Source organism: Lentzea sp. NPDC054927, from assembly GCF_053610285.1.
On record NZ_JBSGXZ010000019.1, the window covers coordinates 34,179 to 51,333 of the forward strand.

General features: G+C 68.3%; 16 protein-coding genes. 11 read left to right on the plus strand and 5 right to left on the minus strand.

Annotated elements, in window-relative coordinates:
* Positions 1–11 precede the first annotated feature (11 nt).
* Entirely contained in the window at positions 12–908 is an 897-nt protein-coding gene (locus tag ACWGE0_RS24315; protein ID WP_452263193.1) for a S8 family peptidase, read from the minus strand.
* Here ACWGE0_RS24315 and ACWGE0_RS24320 point away from each other — a divergent pair.
* Complete coding sequence (locus tag ACWGE0_RS24320) at positions 888–1,292, plus strand: hypothetical protein (RefSeq protein WP_452263194.1); 405 nt, start codon at positions 888–890, stop codon at positions 1,290–1,292. The two genes, ACWGE0_RS24315 and ACWGE0_RS24320, sit on opposite strands and share 21 nt — an antisense overlap.
* The gene (locus ACWGE0_RS24325; RefSeq protein ID WP_452263195.1) at positions 1,289–3,877 is read left to right on the plus strand and encodes a CHAT domain-containing protein; all 2,589 of its coding nucleotides are present in this window, start codon (positions 1,289–1,291) and stop codon (positions 3,875–3,877) included. The genes ACWGE0_RS24320 and ACWGE0_RS24325 overlap by 4 nt, the downstream gene beginning before the upstream one ends.
* Here ACWGE0_RS24325 and ACWGE0_RS24330 read toward each other — a convergent pair whose 3' ends face one another.
* The gene (locus ACWGE0_RS24330; protein WP_452263196.1) at positions 3,878–7,177 is read right to left on the minus strand and encodes an NACHT domain-containing protein; all 3,300 of its coding nucleotides are present in this window, start codon (positions 7,175–7,177) and stop codon (positions 3,878–3,880) included.
* 160 nt (positions 7,178–7,337) lie between these two features.
* On the opposite strand from ACWGE0_RS24330, the gene ACWGE0_RS24335 reads away from it, so the two are divergent.
* Positions 7,338–8,147, plus strand: a complete 810-nt coding sequence (locus ACWGE0_RS24335; RefSeq protein ID WP_452263197.1) for a helix-turn-helix domain-containing protein — start codon at positions 7,338–7,340, stop codon at positions 8,145–8,147.
* Between the two features lie 10 nt (positions 8,148–8,157).
* A complete protein-coding gene (locus ACWGE0_RS24340; protein WP_452263198.1) occupies positions 8,158–8,328 on the plus strand; it encodes a DUF397 domain-containing protein in 171 nt (56 codons plus the stop codon).
* Here ACWGE0_RS24340 and ACWGE0_RS24345 read toward each other — a convergent pair.
* Positions 8,310–8,681, minus strand: a complete 372-nt coding sequence (locus ACWGE0_RS24345) for a hypothetical protein (protein WP_452263199.1) — start codon at positions 8,679–8,681, stop codon at positions 8,310–8,312. The genes ACWGE0_RS24340 and ACWGE0_RS24345 overlap by 19 nt on opposite strands.
* Positions 8,682–8,749: 68 nt before the next feature.
* Between ACWGE0_RS24345 and ACWGE0_RS24350 the strand changes: the two genes are divergently transcribed.
* Positions 8,750–10,285: an FAD-binding oxidoreductase gene (locus tag ACWGE0_RS24350; RefSeq protein ID WP_452263200.1), complete on the plus strand. Its 1,536-nt coding sequence runs from the start codon at positions 8,750–8,752 to the stop codon at positions 10,283–10,285.
* On the opposite strand, the gene ACWGE0_RS24355 is transcribed toward ACWGE0_RS24350, so the two are convergent.
* Positions 10,266–10,538 carry a YggT family protein gene (locus tag ACWGE0_RS24355; protein ID WP_452263201.1) on the minus strand — a complete coding sequence of 91 codons (273 nt, stop codon included), beginning with the start codon at positions 10,536–10,538 and terminating at the stop codon, positions 10,266–10,268. The genes ACWGE0_RS24350 and ACWGE0_RS24355 overlap by 20 nt on opposite strands.
* Before the next feature lie 84 nt (positions 10,539–10,622).
* Between ACWGE0_RS24355 and ACWGE0_RS24360 the strand changes: the two genes are divergently transcribed.
* The 3 genes from ACWGE0_RS24360 to ACWGE0_RS24370 are packed head-to-tail and all read left to right on the plus strand — an operon-like array spanning position 10,623 to position 11,991.
* The gene (locus ACWGE0_RS24360; RefSeq protein WP_452263202.1) at positions 10,623–10,952 is read left to right on the plus strand and encodes a TfoX/Sxy family protein; all 330 of its coding nucleotides are present in this window, start codon (positions 10,623–10,625) and stop codon (positions 10,950–10,952) included.
* Positions 10,949–11,464: a hypothetical protein gene (locus tag ACWGE0_RS24365; RefSeq protein ID WP_452263203.1), complete on the plus strand. Its 516-nt coding sequence runs from the start codon at positions 10,949–10,951 to the stop codon at positions 11,462–11,464. The genes ACWGE0_RS24360 and ACWGE0_RS24365 overlap by 4 nt, the downstream gene beginning before the upstream one ends.
* Before the next feature lie 59 nt (positions 11,465–11,523).
* Positions 11,524–11,991 (plus strand): hypothetical protein, encoded by a 468-nt coding sequence (locus tag ACWGE0_RS24370; RefSeq protein ID WP_452263204.1) that lies wholly within the window; start codon positions 11,524–11,526, stop codon positions 11,989–11,991.
* On the opposite strand, the gene ACWGE0_RS24375 is transcribed toward ACWGE0_RS24370, so the two are convergent.
* Entirely contained in the window at positions 11,963–13,441 is a 1,479-nt protein-coding gene (locus tag ACWGE0_RS24375) for an Nramp family divalent metal transporter (RefSeq protein ID WP_452263205.1), read from the minus strand. The genes ACWGE0_RS24370 and ACWGE0_RS24375 overlap by 29 nt on opposite strands.
* A 164-nt stretch (positions 13,442–13,605) precedes the next feature.
* Between ACWGE0_RS24375 and ACWGE0_RS24380 the strand changes: the two genes are divergently transcribed.
* The 3 genes from ACWGE0_RS24380 to ACWGE0_RS24390 are packed head-to-tail and all read left to right on the plus strand — an operon-like array spanning position 13,606 to position 17,115.
* On the plus strand, positions 13,606–15,930 hold the full coding sequence (locus ACWGE0_RS24380; protein WP_452263206.1) for an immune inhibitor A domain-containing protein: 2,325 nt from the start codon (positions 13,606–13,608) through the stop codon (positions 15,928–15,930).
* A gap of 10 nt (positions 15,931–15,940) precedes the next feature.
* Positions 15,941–16,387 carry a nucleoside deaminase gene (locus tag ACWGE0_RS24385; protein ID WP_452263207.1) on the plus strand — a complete coding sequence of 149 codons (447 nt, stop codon included), beginning with the start codon at positions 15,941–15,943 and terminating at the stop codon, positions 16,385–16,387.
* 41 nt (positions 16,388–16,428) lie between these two features.
* Entirely contained in the window at positions 16,429–17,115 is a 687-nt protein-coding gene (locus ACWGE0_RS24390; RefSeq protein ID WP_452263208.1) for an SDR family NAD(P)-dependent oxidoreductase, read from the plus strand.
* Positions 17,116–17,155 lie beyond the last annotated feature (40 nt).

A 17,155-nucleotide genomic window follows, 5' to 3' on the forward strand; every position in this document is an offset into this window, starting at 1 on the left:
CCCAGATACAACTATTTGACGAAAACTCCGTAGCCGGGATGGAAGTCCGGCCCGGTCAACAGTTTGTCACGTGCCTGAGCTGCGGTGATGCCCTCCGCGGCCATGGTGGCGGCGATCCGGCCGGTGACCAGGGGAGCAGCGAAGGACGTGCCGTACCAGTACGCCCACAGCGCGAACGGCGTAGCGGCGGCCTCGCCCGGCAGGTGCCACTCGCCCTTGAGGTAGGTCGAGGCGCGGTTGCCGATCGCGCAGGCGTCCACCCAGTGGCCCCAGTTCGAGTAGAACGCGGGCCCGATCGAACCGTCGCGCTCCTGCTGGGCGGCGGCGACGGCGGTGACCCCGCACAGCGCGGCGGGCCAGCTCGGCCGTTGCGTGCCCTGGTTGCCGGCCGAGGCGACCACGACGACGTCCGCGGGCAGGCCCTCGATCGCGCGCCGCAGCGGTTCGGACGCGACGTCGTCCTCGGTGAAGCAGCCCAGCGACAGGTTGAGCACGTTGATCTTCTTCTTGCCCAGCTCCGCGATCTTGCGCACGAGCCGTTCCTCGTCGCCGAACCCGTTCTGGTCGAGCGCGACCTCCGGGTCGAACGAGACGCCGGGCGCCGCGTTCTGGATCACGCCCGCGACGAACGTGCCGTGCCCGCCCTGCAACGCGAACTGGTCGCCGCTGCTGTAGGCGGGGTCGACGTCGTCCGCCTCCTTGGCGTAGCGCTCGGCGAACCAGTCGGAGTGGTCGCTGTCGGCGCCGGAGGAGATGCCGGTGTCGATGATGCCGACCCTGACGTCCCTGAGGCGGTCGTCGGACTTGGGCGCGGAGATCGGTTCGGCGGGGTACGGCCGGTCGCCGGGGTTGCCCATGATGAGGCCGCCGTGGCCGACGATCACGTGGTGCGGCTGCACGAGCGGCACGCGCTCGTTCGGCCAGTTCCGCTGGTCGCGCAACAGGCGGACAATCCGGGGAATGTCCTCGGCGTTGTTCGGCAACGTCAATCGCGCCAATCCGGCGAAACCTTCGCCGGGCCGGGCGATGATGTTGTTTTCACGAAGCTTTTCGACCACACGTTGTTGATCGTCGGTACCGACGAGCAGCTGACCGGGTCGATAAAGGAATTCACGCCCGCGTTCGGCGTGGAAGCTGATGTTCTTGTCGTCGGCGATGAGCTGCAGAAAAGCTCTTTGGTAAAGCTCCGCGCTTTCTGGCGTTTTCGACACCACGGCCTCACTAAAGCAGCGTTGACGGGCACCCCGACCGAGCTTGATCAAGCTACCACAGCGGATAAAGTGGTGCTGTGACCGACTTTTCTGCGGAGGACGCGCTGGAGGCCCGCCAGCGCAACCCGCGCGCGGCCGTGGAGATGGCCCGCGAGGTGCTCCGCACGACGGAAGACCGCGCGGAATGGTCGATCGCCGAGCGTGCGATCGGCCTCGCGTTGCGCGAGATGCACGACTTCCCCGGTGCGGCTCGGCATCTGCGTCGCTCGATCAAGATCGCGGGCGACGCAACGCTCCCCCGGTTGTCCGCATTGGCGCAAATGAGTCTGGCGTGGGTGCTCGTCTACACCGGTAAGCACAAGCAGGCGTTGAAGGCGCTCGACGACGCGATGCCGGAACTCTCCGGCGCCGACGCGGTGGCCGCGTTGATGCAGCGCGGCGTCGTCTTCCACTACCTGACGCGTCATGACGACGCCGAGCGCGACTACACCGCCGCCATCGCCGGTGCCCGCCGCGTCGGTGACAAGCTCGTGGAGGCACGGGCGTTGAACAACCGGGGCCTCGTGCGCGCGTACGTGGGCAACATGCGTGAGGCGTCGGCGGACTTCGCGCTCGCCGCCACGTTGCTGGGGGAGCTCGGCCAGGAGCTCGGCGTCGCCGACGTGCACTGGAACGCGGGGATCATGGCGACCCGCTCCGGTGACGTGCCGGCCGCGCTGACCCTGTTCGACAAGGCTGAAGAGGTGCACCGGCGCCTCGACGTGATGCGCCCGGTGCTGCTGGTGAACCGCTTGGAGCTGCTCGTCTCGGTGCCGCTGCTGGACGAGGCCCGCGCGGCGGCCGACCGGGCGATCATCGAGCTGAAGGCGCTGAAGAACCCGCTGGGCGTCTCGGAGGCCCTGTACTTCCGCGCGCGGATCGCCCTGCTGGACGACGATCCCGACGCGGCCAATTCCTTTGCCGCCGAGGCGCGCCGCCGGTTCCGCCGCGAGCAACGCCTGCTGTGGGCGGCCGGCGCCCGATACCTCGAGCTGCACGCCGCTGTCCTGCGCGGTGACCGCACCCGCCCGTTGCGGCTGGCGTTGTCTCGGGTGGCTTCCGAGTTGGACGCGATGGACTGGCGGCTGCCCGCTCTGGAAGCCCGGATCGACGCCGGTCTGGTCGCCGCCGACCTCGGCCATCGTGCTCGTGCGGTTGCCGAGCTGTCCGCCGCCGCTGCTTCGCGGCTGCGCGGCCCGGCTGGCCTGCGGGTGCGCGGCTGGTACGCGGAAGCGTTGCGGCGCAAGCTTTCCGGCGATGTGCGCGGGACTTCTTCCGCTCTTCGTCGCGGTATCGGGCTGCTGGACGAGTACCGGGTGTCGCTGGGGGCGGCCGAGCTGCGGGCGTCGACCGGCGTGCAGGGCCAGGCCCTGGCCCTGGAGGGTCTGCGACTGGCCGTCGCCTCGGGGAACGCGGCGCGCGTGCTGTCGTGGACCGAGAGCTGGCGGGCGGGCGCGTTGCGGATGAAGTCCGTCTCGCCGCCGGACGACCCTCGCCTGGAGGACGCGCTGGCGTCGTTGCGCGCGATGTCCGCCGACGTCGAATCCGCTGTGCTGGCCGGAAAACCGGCGGGTGCCCTGCGCGTCCAACTGGTCCGCGCCGAACAACGCGTCCGCGACCTCACCCGGCAGACGTCCGGCGAGGTGGCGGTGTTCAAGCCACCGCCGGTCGCGTCCCTGGCCGCCGCGCTGGGCACCGCGGCGCTCATCGAGTTCGTCGAGTACGACGGCGAGCTGATGGCCGTCGTACTGGCCGGCGGCCGCGCCTCGCTGCATTCCCTGGGCGCCGTGGAAGGCGTGGTCCGCGAGATCCGCCTGCTCCGCTTCGCCCTGCACCGGCTCGTGACTTTGCCGCCGCAGCTGCCGAACCTCGCCGTGGCCCGCTCCTCCGCCGCACACGCCGCGTCGCTGCTGGCTCGACGCCTGCTGGACCCGCTGGCCGCACGCATCGACGGCCGCCCGCTCGTGGTGGTGCCGACGGGCGCTTTGAACGGCCTGCCGTGGGCGGTGCTGAACCGCCAGGTGACCGTCGCGCCCTCTGCTTCCGTCTGGCTGCGCGCGTGTTCCGTCGCCGACGCCTCCGGCGAGTCGGTGCTGGCCGCCGGACCGCGCATGGCCGCCGCCCCCGCCGAGATCAAGGCCATCAGCGCACACGTGCCCGGCCGCGTTCTCGTTGACGCGGAAGCAACCGTGAGCGCCGTGGCGTCCGCAATGGACGGTGCCGCACTGGCCCACATCGCCGCCCACGGCTCGTTCCGCGTCGACAACCCGCTGTTCTCGGCTCTCGAGCTGGCCGACGGTCCGCTGACCGTCTACGACATCGAACGCCTGCACACGCCACCGACCGTCGTGGTGCTGTCGGCGTGCGACACGGGCCAGTCCGCGGTCCGGCCCGGCGACGAGTTGATGGGCTTCACGGCGGCGCTGCTCGGGCTGGGGACTCGTACGTTGATCGCGCCCGTGGTGCCGGTGCCTACCGATGGGACGGCGCCGGTGATGGTGGAGCTGCACCAGAAGCTTGCGGCGGGGATGGCTCCGGCTGAGGCCCTGGCGGCGGTGCAACGGGCTGCGACTGACGACGCTGCTTACGCTGCGGCCGTTGGCTTTGTGTGCTTCGGTGCGGGGTGATCAGCCAGCCTCGATCGCGACGAGCCAGGCTTCCAACGCCTTGAGGTTGGCCCTGGCGGTCACGGTGAGCCGGTCCTCTGCCAGAGCCTTGCGCACGGTGTCGATCGCTTGCCAGCCGTGCAGGCACCTCACCAGTTTGGTCGCGGCCTCGACGCCCTTCGCCACCATGTCCCCGTGTCGGCGCAGGACATTGCACCACAGTGCGGTCGCTTGCTGGAGCAGTCCTTGTTCGGCGAGATGATTCGCGACCTGCATCTGCCGCCACACGCTGACCTTCGCCGCCAGCACGTGTTCCGCGATGAACGTCCCGACCCCGATGCCGCCCACCTTGAGCAGGGTTTCCGCGCACTCCTCGACGTAGAGGCCGCCGAGGGACCGCAGGAAGGCCCGCTTCGCGAGCTCGATCGCTTCTTCCGTGCGCCCGATGCGGTGCAGGACCGGCACGAGTTCCCGTGCGGCGGCGGTGTCGCTCTGGTCCACGAGTCCGAGCACGACCTCCAACAGGCGTTCGGCCACGTCCGGCACTTCCTTGGAGACCATCTGATCGAGGCATTTCGCCAGCATCTCCACGTCCACGGGAGTGCTGACCATGCGTTCGAGCAGCTCGACAGTCCGGTCGCGGTTCATCAGCGGTGCCGCCTCCGCCCAGTACGAGGACGGTCCGGCCACGGCTGCGGCGTACACCTCCTCGTCGAACGCGCCGAGAGTCAGCACCTGGCGAGCGGTGCGGCCGAACGTCCAGCTGCCGGCCGTCATTCGCGCCAGCGCTAGCTGGACGAGGTGATCGACACGAACACCTGCCTCGGCCAGTTCGCCGGCGATCAGGACGATGTTTCTGGAGTCCAGCGTGGCGCGCTTCGCCACGAGTTCGGCCACCAGCGAGGGGTCTGTGGCCGCGAGCGCCTGGCACGCCTCGACGAAGTCGACGTCGTCGACCGCCGGGTTCGTCGCGACGAGCCGCGTGAGCTTGGTGGCGAGTTCGCCGTTCACGGCCTTCAGCGCTTTGCCGACCACCAGCACCTGGTCCAGCGAGCCGGATTTCACTCGGTCGACCACCGTGACCACGGCATCTTCCCCACCACAGACGATCAGCGCCTCGACGGCCTTCGTGAAGTCGTCGACGTCCGCGTGCGGCAGGGCCAGGACCCGGCCGGCGGCCCACACGGCTTCCTCCGCGCAACCCGCGCGCGCCGCCTGTTCCGCGAGCACGCCCCAGCTGGGCGGGTTCTCGTCGGGGTTGCCGTGCAGTTGGGGCACGTGCGGGCTGTTCGGTGAGATCGAGGTGTCCGCTCGCATCCGCGCGACCAGTCCGCGCAGCAGACGGGCGGCCGGCTGCCGGCGTTCCAGCTCTTTCAACAGGATCTGCACCGCGGCCATGACGATCACGTAGCTCTCCTGCTCCGCCCGGAGCAGGATGTTCTCCGCGAGTTCTGCGCCGTTCGGCAGGATCTCCGCGAGTCCGTTGGCGATCGCCCGCAGAGCCAACGGGTCGTGGAGGTCGGCGAAGTCCTGCAGCCACTGAGCGGACTCGTCCTGGAATCCGAGGTGCCCGAGTGCGACCGCACAGCAGATCCGCGTCGCCGGAGGCAGCTGGGGCTTGTCGCGCAACGCGTGCAGCGACTCGGCCAACTGACCGGTGGGCTCGCCCGCCAGCCCTGCCAGCACCCGGCCGATCTTGAGCGCTGGTTCCCACGGGTCGTCGTAGGTGCCGACGCTCAGCACGAGCGACACCAATCGGCTCACCACGTGTTTGGCGAGGTCTTCGTCCAGCACGACCTCTTCGGCGAGCAGTTTGCCCGCCAGCAGCGCGTGGTCGAGACCGCCGCTGATCAGCCTCCGGAACACGAGGTCGAGATCGTTGCCGGATTCCCTTCCCCACAACGCGAACGTGAACAGCACCGAGGTCTCGAGGGCGGGCAACGTGCCCTGGCGCACCCAGTCGTCGAGGTCGGGGAAGTCCGCGGGGATCTCGGCGGCCCGATGCCGTGCCGCCAGGAACTCGGCGAACGAGTGGTGCAGGAACCGCAGCCCTTCCGCGACCTGCACGAACAACCCGGTGCCCGCCAGGACGGTCAGCACGTCGCCTCGCTGGCACTCGGACCATTCCACGGCGATGTCCAGCAGCGGCCGTTCCGACTCCAGGCGTTGGTGTGCCATGTGTTCGATGAGAGAGCGGCGGTTGGCGTGCAGCTTCTCGAACTGGTTCAGCCGTGCTGGGTTGTTGGGCACCGAGTGGCGGAGATCTGCGAGGGTGTCGCGACCGCTGGCCGTGTCCTCCAGCAGGTAGCTCATGAACCGCTCGTACAGGTCGACCCGGTTGTGCGGCAGCTTGCGCTGGGGTTCCAGGGTGTTCGCGATGGCCGCGATGGTGGCGAGCAACGGGTTGCTGACCAGCTCCCGCAGCCTGCCGTCGTGGACCTGGCGGACGAACTCCTCGGTGCGGGCGATGGCGCGGGTTGGGTCCTGGGCGCGGAACCAGCCCGACGCGAACGCCTGCAGTTCGACCGGCCCGAACGGCTGGATCGTGTAGAGGTCGACCTGCGGCCCGTGCACCTTGCGCAGCTCGTCCGGCGGCAGCGGCCGAGTGGTGATCACCAGCCGGTGGTCGGTGCCGCGCCGGATGCGGGAGGCGATCGCGTCGATGACGCGTTCGCGGCGTTCGGGTTCGGCGATCTCGTCGAGGCCGTCGACGAACACCAGCCACCTGGCGCCGAGCGCGCGTCTCGCGAACATCTCCGGCTTGAGCGGGGCGTTCAGCCTGCGGTCACGCACGGCGCCGGCCAGAAGCTCGCTCCACGTCAGTTCTTCCGCCAGCGCTTTCGCCGGGATCCGCAGCGGCATCACCGGTTCCGGCAGCGGTGGGTTGCTGCTCGGGTCGAGCCACTCGGTCGCCAGGAGCCGCACGTACATCTGACCGAGCGTCGACTTGCCGGCCCCCGGCTCGCCGGTGATCAGCAGGTGCTTGCCGGTGGCGAGCGCTTCCTCGATCGGGACGACCCGTTCCACCGGTTCCTGCTTGCGTTCGCCGGGCTTGCGTTCGGGTTCCGGCTTGTCCGCTCGCACGCTTTGCTGCACGTAGACCTTGGTGAGTTCGGGCTGCTTCACACCCAGGAGGCGGTAGGGGAGCGCTTCCGCCGCGTCGCGCTGCACGTGGAGGAGGTCTTCGAGGTCCGCGGTGAGGTCCGGGCGGTCCTGCCACGAGGTCAGCGGTGGGTGGGCCACCTCGTCGCCGTGCAGGTGCAGCTCGTTCGCCTGGAATACGTGGCCGTGCACGGTACTGCGCTGGACCTCGTTGTGCATGAGCAACGTTCTACCGCACGGCCGTTGCGCACACACGGGCCCTACGAAAGTGGTGGAGGCCGTCCAACGACCGCCTTTTCGGTTGGAACTGGGCCAAAACTGTGTTGGTCACGGCGGAATGCGGCTTACGTTCGTGCGCATGCCAGCTAGAACTTCCACTGTGCGCGGCCGCGAGTTCGGTGCGGGTGTTCGCGCTGTTGTCGACGCGACCGGTATGTCGCACCGCGCCATTGCGGAACTGTTGGGATGGGATCCGCAGAAGCTCTCGGACCTGTTGACGGGGAAGGGCGGGGTCGACGAGATCGACTTCGCCCGGCTGCTGGGACTGTGTCGGGTGTCGGAGGAGGAGTTCGACCACCTCATGGCGCTGTTGAAGGTGTCGAGAGAGAAGGGTTGGTGGCAGCTGTACGACGGCCTCATCCCGATTCAGCTGCGCACACTCTTCGAGCACGAGGACGCCTGTGCCGAGCTCACCAGCTGGCACCTGACACTGATACCTGGCCTTTTGCAGACTCCCGACTACATGCGGGCGTTGCTCAGGGTGTGGCCGAAGATCAAGCCCGAGGACGTCGAGCTACGAGTGGAGGCGCGAGTCGCCCGGCAGCAGATTCTGGAGCGGCGGCGAACGTTCGTCTTTTACGTGCATGAACAGGCGTTGTGGCTGCCTGTTGGCGGTATGGACGTCTGGAGGGATCAGCTGCACCACATGTTGCGAATGTTGGTGCGGCCCTACATCTCCGTCCGAGTCGTGCCGACGCGAATTGGTGCGCATGCCGGAACCATGGGCGAGTTCAGCTTGTTGAAGTTCAACAAGCTGTCGCCGGTCGTCTACGTCGAGACGATGAACTCATGTCTCTTCATGGAGGACAAGGGGTCCGTGGACCTCCACACGGAGATCCTCAAGTCGCTGGATGGGGCGGCGTTGGATGAGGAACAATCGAGGAGGTTGATCACCGACATCGTCTCCTGAGGAGGCCACCGTGTGGCGGAAGAGCAGCTACAGCCCGGACGGCAGCAACTGCGTGGAGATCGGTGCGGGAGTGGGTGTCCGGGACAGCAAGGCTCCCACCGCGCCGCACATCCCGGTGTCGCCGTCGGGCTGGGAGGCGTTCCTCGACGCCACCAAGGGAGATCAGTTCGGTCGCGCGTAGTCCAGCGCGTGTTGGGGCGTGCACTCCACGGTGCCCGCCCGCCGAGGTTCGGCGTTCCCCCACCACATGGTGGCGTTCCTCAACTGCACCTCGAAGTCGGGCGTGATGCCCGGCGCCTGCGTGAACGGGTTCGTCGGCGGGGGCGGCGGTGTGACCGGGATGGCGTGTTCGGGGCAGTCGACGCGTTTCGGGCCGTCGTTCATCACGCCGTGGCGGTTGAAGTCGGCGCGGTAGCACGTGACGTCCCGCTGTCGCGGCTCTTCGAACGCGGCTCGGACGTAGTCGTCGGCGTTGTTGCCCGCGCGATCACGCCCGCTGCCAGGCCGGCCACCTGCAAGGCCGCCATCCCCCATGGCTTCATGCGCGCGACGTTACCGAGAGGCATACCGGAACGTCGGCGTTTCGCTTATGGTTGCTCGTCATGACAACGAGGTCGTGGTGGGGCTGGGGCAACGTCGAGGACGCCGTCACCCCTGATGAACGCCGTGCGCTGGTCGACCGGGTCCGGGCGGTGCTGCCGGACGCGGACCTGACGTTCCACTCGCCGCCGGACCCCGCCTCGCTGGAGGTGCCGGAGTCCCGCGTCCAGCCGCCTGGCGAGCTCTACTCGACCGACCTGATCGACCGGCTCGGGCACGCCCGCGGTCAGGCCTACCGCGATGTCACGCGCAACCTCGCCGGGGACGTCGGGCCGTTGCCGGATGCCGTTGCCCGGCCGCGCACCGAGCAGGACGTGGTCGACGTGCTGGACTGGTGCGGATCGCACGACGTCGCGGTGATTCCGTTCGGCGGCGGCACTTCTGTCGTGGGCGGGGTGGAGCCGCGTGACCTCGAGCGGGTGGTGACGCTGGACCTCTCGGCGCTGGACCAGGTGCTGGAGGTCGACCCGGTCGGTCGTGCCGCGCGCATCCAGGCCGGCGTGCTGGGGCCGTCGCTGGAAGCTCAGTTGAAGCAGCACGACCTGACGTTGCGGCATTTCCCGCAGTCGTTCGAGTTCTCGACGCTCGGAGGTTGGCTCGCGACCCGTGCCGGCGGCCACTACGCCACGCTCTACACGCACATCGACGACCTGACCGAGTCGCTCAGGGTCGTTACGCCACAAGGGATTTCCGAGTCGCGCAGGTTGCCGGGCTCCGGGGCGGGGCCGTCGCCGGATCGGCTTTTCCTGGGTTCTGAAGGCACTTTGGGCGTGATCACCGAGGCGTGGATGAGGTTGCAGGCGCCGCCGGTTCATCGCGCTGGGGCCTCGGTGCGGTTCGCGTCGTGGGAACGGGCCGTTGAGGCGACCCGGTTGATCGCGCAGTCGGGGTTGTATCCGGCGAACTGCCGTTTGCTGGACCCGGCGGAGGCGTTCCTCAACGCCGGCTCGGCGCAGGCGGTGCTGGTGCTGGCGTTCGAGTCCGCCGATCACCCGGTCGACGGGAAGCTCGCGCGGGCGTTGGAGTTCTGCGGCGCGGGCGAGGTCGTGGAGGGTGCGGCGCAGCAGTGGCGGAAGTCGTTCCTGCGCATGCCTTACCAGCGTGACGCGATGGCCCGGCACGGGATGATCACCGAGACGTTCGAGACGGCGTGCACCTGGGACCGGTTCGCCGAGTTGCACGCGTCCGTTGTGGAGGCGGCGACCAAGGCGTTGCGGGAGGTGTGCGGCATCGGCGTCGTCACGTGCCGCTTCACCCACGTCTACCCGGACGGCCCCGCGCCCTACTACGGCATCTACGCGCCCGGCCGGTGGGGCAGTCTCACCGCGCAGTGGGACGAGATCAAGGCCGCGGTGTCCGAGGCGTTGATCTCCTCGGGCGGCACCATCACCCACCACCACGCCGTCGGCCGCGACCACATGCCCTGGTACACGCGCCAGCGTACGGACGTCTTCGGCGCGGCGCTGTCCGGCGCCAAGGCCGCGCTGGACCCTCAGGGCCTGCTCAACCCGGGTGTCCTCACCACACGATCGACCTGAGGATCAGCGCCGCGATGAACACGACCGTGAACGCCAGGTCCAGCCCGAACCCGCCGAACCGCAGCGGCGGCAGCACCTTGCGCACCGGCGCCAGCACCGGCTCGGTGATGCCGTGGGTCACCCGGCGCACCTTCCACACCCAGTCACCGCGCGCCTGGAACGTGACCGCCCAGTCCACGATCATCCGGCCGATCATCACGAGGATGAACAGCGTCAAGAGCCAACCGAGCACCCAGCCGACCAAGCCGAACAAGATGGCCTCCCTATGTCCTGTATGTCCATGAAGCCACATGAAACTGAGAGGCGGCTGTCAACTCGCTGAGACAGTATTCAGCGCATGGCGTACGACGAGGGCTTGGCGCATCGTCTGGGCGAGTCGCTGGGCGACCTCCCGGACCTGGCCACGAAGAAGATGTTCGGCAGCCTGGTGTTCATGTGGCGGGGAAACATGCTGGTAGGAGTGCTGGGCGAGGATCTGATCGCGCGGGTGGGCCCCGAGGCGCAGGCCGACGCGCTGTCCCAGCCGGGCGCCCGCGTCTTCGACTTCACCGGCCGGCCGATGAACGGCTGGGTGGTCGTCGACGGCGAGGCCGTGTCGGAGGACACGGCGCTGGACGACTGGATCGCGCGGTGCCGCGAGTTCGTGGAAGCGCTGCCGCCGAAATGACGTTCCTGGAGCGGGTCCGGGAGGCGCTGGACGGCTACCGGTACGTCACCGAGACCTCGGCGCTGGGCGGCGTGGTGTTCGAGTGGGGCGGTGATCCGCTCGTGGGCGTGGTGAACGACGAAGTGATCGTCCGCGCGGAGGGTGGCGGTTGGGCCGTCGTGACCGGGGACCTCGCCGAGTCGATCGAACGCTCGTCCGAAGTGGTCGTCGCGGAATGCGTCGTGCGCTGGCACGAGGAGCTGCCCGCGGGAGGCATCGCGGCGTCGCAGGCCATGCTCGGCCTGGTCCACCACGAGCCGGACCGCGAGCAGCTGCAACGGCTTCTGCTCGACCACACGCGCCACCCCGAACTGCGTCAGCTCGCCGTCACCTGCCTGGGCCACGTCGGCCGGCTCGACGGCGAGGTGCTGCCCGAGGTCGTCCCACGCCTGCGGGAGCTGCTCGACGACCCCGAGCTCGGCGGAACCGCCGAGGACGCGCTCGGGGACATCGAGGACTTCAGCCGCCGCTGACGTCAGAACCGTCAGAACCGCACCTGCGCGCCCGGGTTCGCCGCGTTCTAGGGTGCGGCATGACGTTTTACCTGATCGAGCCCGAGGTCGCGGGTGGCTGGGGCGATGAGTTCAAGATCGATCGCGCGACGAACGTCGTCACGCGGGTGCACTACGAGGTGGCCGACTGGCTCGGTGACTGCATCGTCACCACGCACCCGGTGTACCTCGTGCTGCGTGACACCGCCGGCCGCATGAACGAGGCCGGCTTCACCGGCTTCGCACTGGATGAGGCGCTCGTGACGGCGGGCGATCAGCACCACATCTTCAACCCGGACGGCGTGCTGCCGGACCTGGTGTGGCTCAAGGTGAACGGCGAGCCCGGGGTGGACGACCTCGGGCTCGCCAACAACGGCACTGATCTCGTCGTCAGCCAACCGGTGATGGATCTGTTCCTGGCGGACGGCTTCAACAGCGTCACCGCCGACGGCTACGACATCGCGTCCGCCGAGGTGTGGGTCAGAACCGCACCAGCGGACCTCCCGTGAAGAACTCGTAGACGAAGTTCACGAAGAAGAACCCGAAGAACACCACGTTCAACGACAGAATCACGTAGTGCCACCAAGACGGCCGGGCCGGTCGCGGCAGCCGGGAGTTCAGGTACATCAACGCGAACGGGAACATCAGCGCGCCCAGGTTCGACATGTTCGCCGAGATCTGCACGAGTTCCACGGGCAGCGCCAGGTGCAGCGCGCCGGCGATGATCACCAGCACCAGCAGCATGAACGGGTAGTAGAAGCGGCGCGGGTCGTCCTCGATCCGCTTGCGCAGCCGGGGTGAGACAGCGTGCGCGGCGTCGGTGAAGTTGCGCACCAACGCCTCGAAGATGCCGAGCTGCGTCGAGAACAGCACCAGCACACCCACCACCAGCATCAGGTAGAACATGCCCTGGCCGTACAACAACCCCAGCTGCTCGGCCGAGAACGTCGGCACGTTGGCGGAGGTCGGCTGCTGGCCGGTCACCGCGACGATGTGCGCCATCAGCACGGTGGGCAGCAGCATGCCGAGCATCGCGCCCACGAAGAACACCGCCCACTGGTCGATCAGCAGCAGCCGGTACCAGCGCTTCCACAGCGACGCGTTCGCCGGAGTGTCCACAAAGGTCACGCCGACCGGGCGCAGTTCCTGCTTGCCGCCGCGCATGCCCGCGATGAACCCGACGCGGTGCCCCATGCCGTAACCCTTGTCGCGGTAGTGGCTCATCGCGTACCAGTTCAGCCCGGACGCCAGCGCGGTGAACCCGGCGAGGCCGCCCAGTTGCGTCGCCGTGATGCCCGCGGGTGGCGCGGCCGGGGTCACGAGACCGCGAATTCCCTCCGACCACACGGAGAACGGCACGATCGCGACCGTCACGACGATCAGGACCAGCAGCAGCGAGCCGACGAGCACCCAGTTCGTCAGTTCCAGGGCACGGGACACCTTGCGGGCGCCCGCGGTGATCAGGAAGACCACGACGAGCAGGCCGATCGCGAGCAGCCGCACGTACTCGATCTCGTCCGGCCGGTAGCCGCGGCCCGCGATCAACGCGAACAGTCCCTGCCCGGCACCCGCCGCCCAGCCGCCGAAGATGAACGCGAAGTAGAAGACCGCCAGCGAGACCGGGACCCAGAACTTCCAGCCGGGTGGCACGCGGCCCCAGCCGACGACCGGGGACTCGCCCGTCGCCACGACGTAGCGGGCGATCTCCACGTTGTAGAACGTCTGCAGCAACGCCGACACGGTGATCACCCAGCCGATGCCGACGAAACCGAACTTGCCGACCGCCTGCGGGCCGAGCAGCCACTCGCCGCTGCCGATCGAGATGCCGAGCGCGATCAGGCTCGGGCCGATGACGAACTGGACCACCTGCAGCGGGCCCAGCCTGCGAACTTTGAAGACGTCCTCGGGTTCTGGCAGGTCGGCCACGTCCAGCGGCGGCCTGCTCACTCCGATTTGCATCGACGACACTGTCGACCTCCCGACGCGTCGGGGAAAGGAATCCACCACTTTCCCGACGTTCCGGGCAATCGGTCAACCACTTGCGCCGACAACCGACTTTCGGACGTGTCGATCCGCGGGTCAGCTACGTAGCGTCCGCTCGGTATTCCGAGAGGGGAACGAACGTGCGAAGAGCATTGGCGGGAGCAGCGGCGCTCGCGCTCATCACGGCGGGGCTGGTCACGCCCGCTGTCGCGGTGCCGGCCCAGCAGCCGGATCCGCAGGTGAAGCAGCAGTCCGACGAGCAGCCCCACGAGCTGGAGATCAAGCGCCGTGCGTTGAAGCAGCAGGCGTTGGCCGAGGTGCTCACCGGCGAGGCGACGACCGAGAAGCGCGGCACCAGCACCGTCGCGAAGGTCGGCAAGAAGCAGAACAAGGACCAGTACGTCGAGCTCAAGCGCGAGAAGACCGACAAGATCTTCGTGATCCTCGCGGAGTTCGGCAACGAGCGGCACCCCGACTACCCGGACCGCGACACGAACCCGAACACGCCGGGCCCGCAGCGGTTCGACGGGCCGGTGCACAACCAGATCCCCGAGCCCAACCGCGCGGTCGACAACACGACGATCTGGCACCCGGACTTCAGCCGGCAGTACTTCCAGGACCTGTACTTCTCCCGCAAGAAGGACGCCAACTCCGTCGCGAACTTCTACGACAAGCAGTCCTCCGGGCGCTACACGGTCAACGGCCTCGTCACGGACTGGGTCAAGGTCCAGTACAACGAGGCCCGCTACGGCCGCAGCAACGGTTACCCGTGCGGCGACAACATCTGCAACAACTCGCGTGAGCTGATCAAGGACGCGGTCACGCAGTGGGTCGCGGACCAGAAGGCCGCGGGCAAGACCACCGCGCAGATCAAGGCGGCGCTGGCCGAGTACGACCAGTGGGACCGCTACGACTACGACGCCGACGGCGACTTCAACGAGGCCGACGGCTACATCGACCACTTCCAGATCGTGCACGCCGGTGGTGACCAGGCCGACGGCGACCCGTTGCAGGGCGAGGACGCGCTCTGGAGCCACCGCGGGTACGCGTTCAAGAACTACTCGACCGGCCCCGGCACCAACAAGCTCGGTGGCGCGCAGATCGGTGACACCGGCATCTGGGTCGGCGACTACACCGTGCAGCCCGAGAACGGCGGCGTCAGCGTGTTCGCGCACGAGTTCGGTCACGACCTCGGTCTGCCGGACCACTACGACACCGCGGGCGGCACGAACGGCGTCAACTGGTGGTCGATCATGGCCCAGAACCGGGTGAACGCGCCCGGCGAGGCGCCGGGCGAGCGCGCCAACGAGTTCTCCGCGTGGGACAAGCTGCAGCTCGGCTGGCTCGACTACGAGATCGCGGTCGCCGGCCAGGAACGCGTCTTCGAACTCGGCCCGCACGAGTACAACTCGGCGAAGGCCCAGGGCCTCGTCGTGGTGCTGCCGGACATCTCCAAGTCGTTCGACTACGGCACCCCCTTCGCCGGCAGCAAGATGTGGTGGAGCGAGAAGGGCAACGACCTCGACAACTCCATGACGGTCCCGCTGGACCTGCGCGGCAAGACGTCGGCGTCGCTGTCGTTGAAGGCCCGCTACGACATCGAGGTCGACTACGACTACCTCTACGTCGAAGCGTCCAATGAGGACGGCAGCTGGACCCAGCTCGACGGCGTGGCGAACGGCGCACCCTTCCAGCGCGACTCGGCCAACGCGCCCGCTCTGAGCGCGTCGTCCGGTGGCCAGTGGGTCGACCTGACCGTTCCGCTGGACGCCTACGCCGGCAAGAACACCAAGCTGCGTCTCGCCTACCGCACCGACGGTGCCCTTGCGCTGCAAGGCTTCTTCGCCGACTCGATCACCGTGACCGCCGATGGCGTACCGGTGCTGACGGACGGCGGCGAGACCGCCGGCGTGTGGACCACGCGTGGGTTCCGCACGACCGAGGGCAAGGAAACGAAGGCGTTCGACCAGTTCTACATCGCGTCGAACCGGACCTACGAGTCCTACGGCAAGTACAACAAGACCGGCCCGTACCGCTACAGCTTCCCGGACAAGCCCGACTACGTGGAGCACTTCCCGTACCAGGACGGCTTGCTCGTGTCGCTGTGGAACACCTCGTTCCTCGACAACAACGTCAGCGAACACCCCGGTGAGGGCCTGATCCTGCCGATCGACGCCAACCCCGCACCCCTCTACAACATCGAGGGCCAGCGCTGGTCGGCGACCGTCGGCGGCTACGACGCGCCGTTCTCGCTGCAGAAGTCGGACTCCTTCACGTTGCACGTCAACGGCAAGGCTTCCTACGTCCGCGGCGCGGCGGCCCAGCCGACGTTCGACGACACCAAGCAGTACTGGTACGCGGAACAGCCCAACGCGGGCGTGAAGCTGCCTTCTGTCGGTGTCGGGCTGAAGGTCGTCCGGCAGTCCGGCACGTCGATGACGGTGAAGTTGTTCAAGACGAAGTAGTTTGAGCAACATGACCTCTGCTTCAGACATGCTGGCCGTCGCCGTCGAAGAGGCGCGGATGGGACTCGCCGAGGGCGGGATCCCCATCGGCGCGGCACTCTTCGACGGCGACGGCCGTCTGCTGGGCCGGGGCCACAACCGCCGCGTGCAGGACGGCGACGCCTCCATGCACGCGGAGACCTCGGCCTTCCGCAACGCCGGCCGCCAGCGCAGCTACCGCGGCACCACGATGGTCACGACCCTGTCGCCGTGCTGGTACTGCAGCGGCCTGGTCCGGCAGTTCGGCATCTCGAACGTGCTGATCGGCGAGGCGACGACGTTCCACGGCGGCCACGACTGGCTCGCCGAACACGGCGTGGGCATCACGGTCGTGGACGATCCCGCGCTGGTCCAGCTGATGACGTCGTTCATCTCGGAGCACCCCGAACTCTGGTACGAGGACATCGGCCAGGATTAATGCTTTGCACTGAAGCGCGCTCCAGGTCGTAGCGTGGACGCATGGCTTCTGTGCTGATCACCGGCGCGAACAAGGGCCTCGGCCTGGAGACCGCCCGCCGGCTCGTGCTCGCCGGCCACACCGTGTGGCTGGGCAGCCGCGACCTCTCGCTCGGAGAGGCGGCCGCGGCTTCGATCGGCGCGCGGCCCGTCCAGCTCGACGTCACGTCCGACTCGTCGGTGGCCGCGGCGGCTGAGGCCGTCGGGTCGTTGGACGTGCTGGTCAACAACGCCGGCATCGCTCCGGAGTGGACTGACCAGGGCGTGGTCGGGGCCGGTGAGGTCACCGCAGACCTGATGCGGGAGACGTTCGAGGTCAACCTGTTCGGGATGGTCCGCGTTCTGCACGCTTTTCTGCCGCTGTTGGAGCGGTCGGCTGCGCCGGTTGTGGTGAACGTCAGCAGCCGCCTGGCGTCGTTGGCCACTGCCGCGGCTGGTAGCGGGTATCCCGGGGTTGCCTATCCGGTGTCGAAGGCAGCGGTCAACATGGTCACCCTGCAGTACGCGAAGGCGTTTCCTGGGATGCGGATCAACGCGGTCGAGCCTGGGTTCACGGCTACTGATCTGAACCGGGGGAGCGGGCGGCAGACCGTGGAGCAGGGTGCGGAGATCATCGTGCGGATGGCGCAGATCGGTCCGGACGGGCCGACCGGTGGGTATTTCGACGCCGACGGCCCCCTGCCTTGGTAACACTGTCCTGGTAGCAATCTCGGCGTGCCGTGCGACCTGT

Bases quoted from the DNA above. Each gene is read 5' to 3' on its own strand.
- ACWGE0_RS24330 (WP_452263196.1), bottom strand. From the start codon at position 7,177: ATGCACAACGAGGTCCAGCGCAGTACCGTGCACGGCCACGTATTCCAG.
- ACWGE0_RS24345 (WP_452263199.1), bottom strand. From the start codon at position 8,681: ATGGGGGATGGCGGCCTTGCAGGTGGCCGGCCTGGCAGCGGGCGTGAT.
- ACWGE0_RS24350 (WP_452263200.1), top strand. From the start codon at position 8,750: ATGACAACGAGGTCGTGGTGGGGCTGGGGCAACGTCGAGGACGCCGTC.
- ACWGE0_RS24360 (WP_452263202.1), top strand. From the start codon at position 10,623: ATGGCGTACGACGAGGGCTTGGCGCATCGTCTGGGCGAGTCGCTGGGC.
- ACWGE0_RS24365 (WP_452263203.1), top strand. From the start codon at position 10,949: ATGACGTTCCTGGAGCGGGTCCGGGAGGCGCTGGACGGCTACCGGTAC.
- ACWGE0_RS24370 (WP_452263204.1), top strand. From the start codon at position 11,524: ATGACGTTTTACCTGATCGAGCCCGAGGTCGCGGGTGGCTGGGGCGAT.
- ACWGE0_RS24375 (WP_452263205.1), bottom strand. From the start codon at position 13,441: ATGCAAATCGGAGTGAGCAGGCCGCCGCTGGACGTGGCCGACCTGCCA.
- ACWGE0_RS24385 (WP_452263207.1), top strand. From the start codon at position 15,941: ATGACCTCTGCTTCAGACATGCTGGCCGTCGCCGTCGAAGAGGCGCGG.
- ACWGE0_RS24390 (WP_452263208.1), top strand. From the start codon at position 16,429: ATGGCTTCTGTGCTGATCACCGGCGCGAACAAGGGCCTCGGCCTGGAG.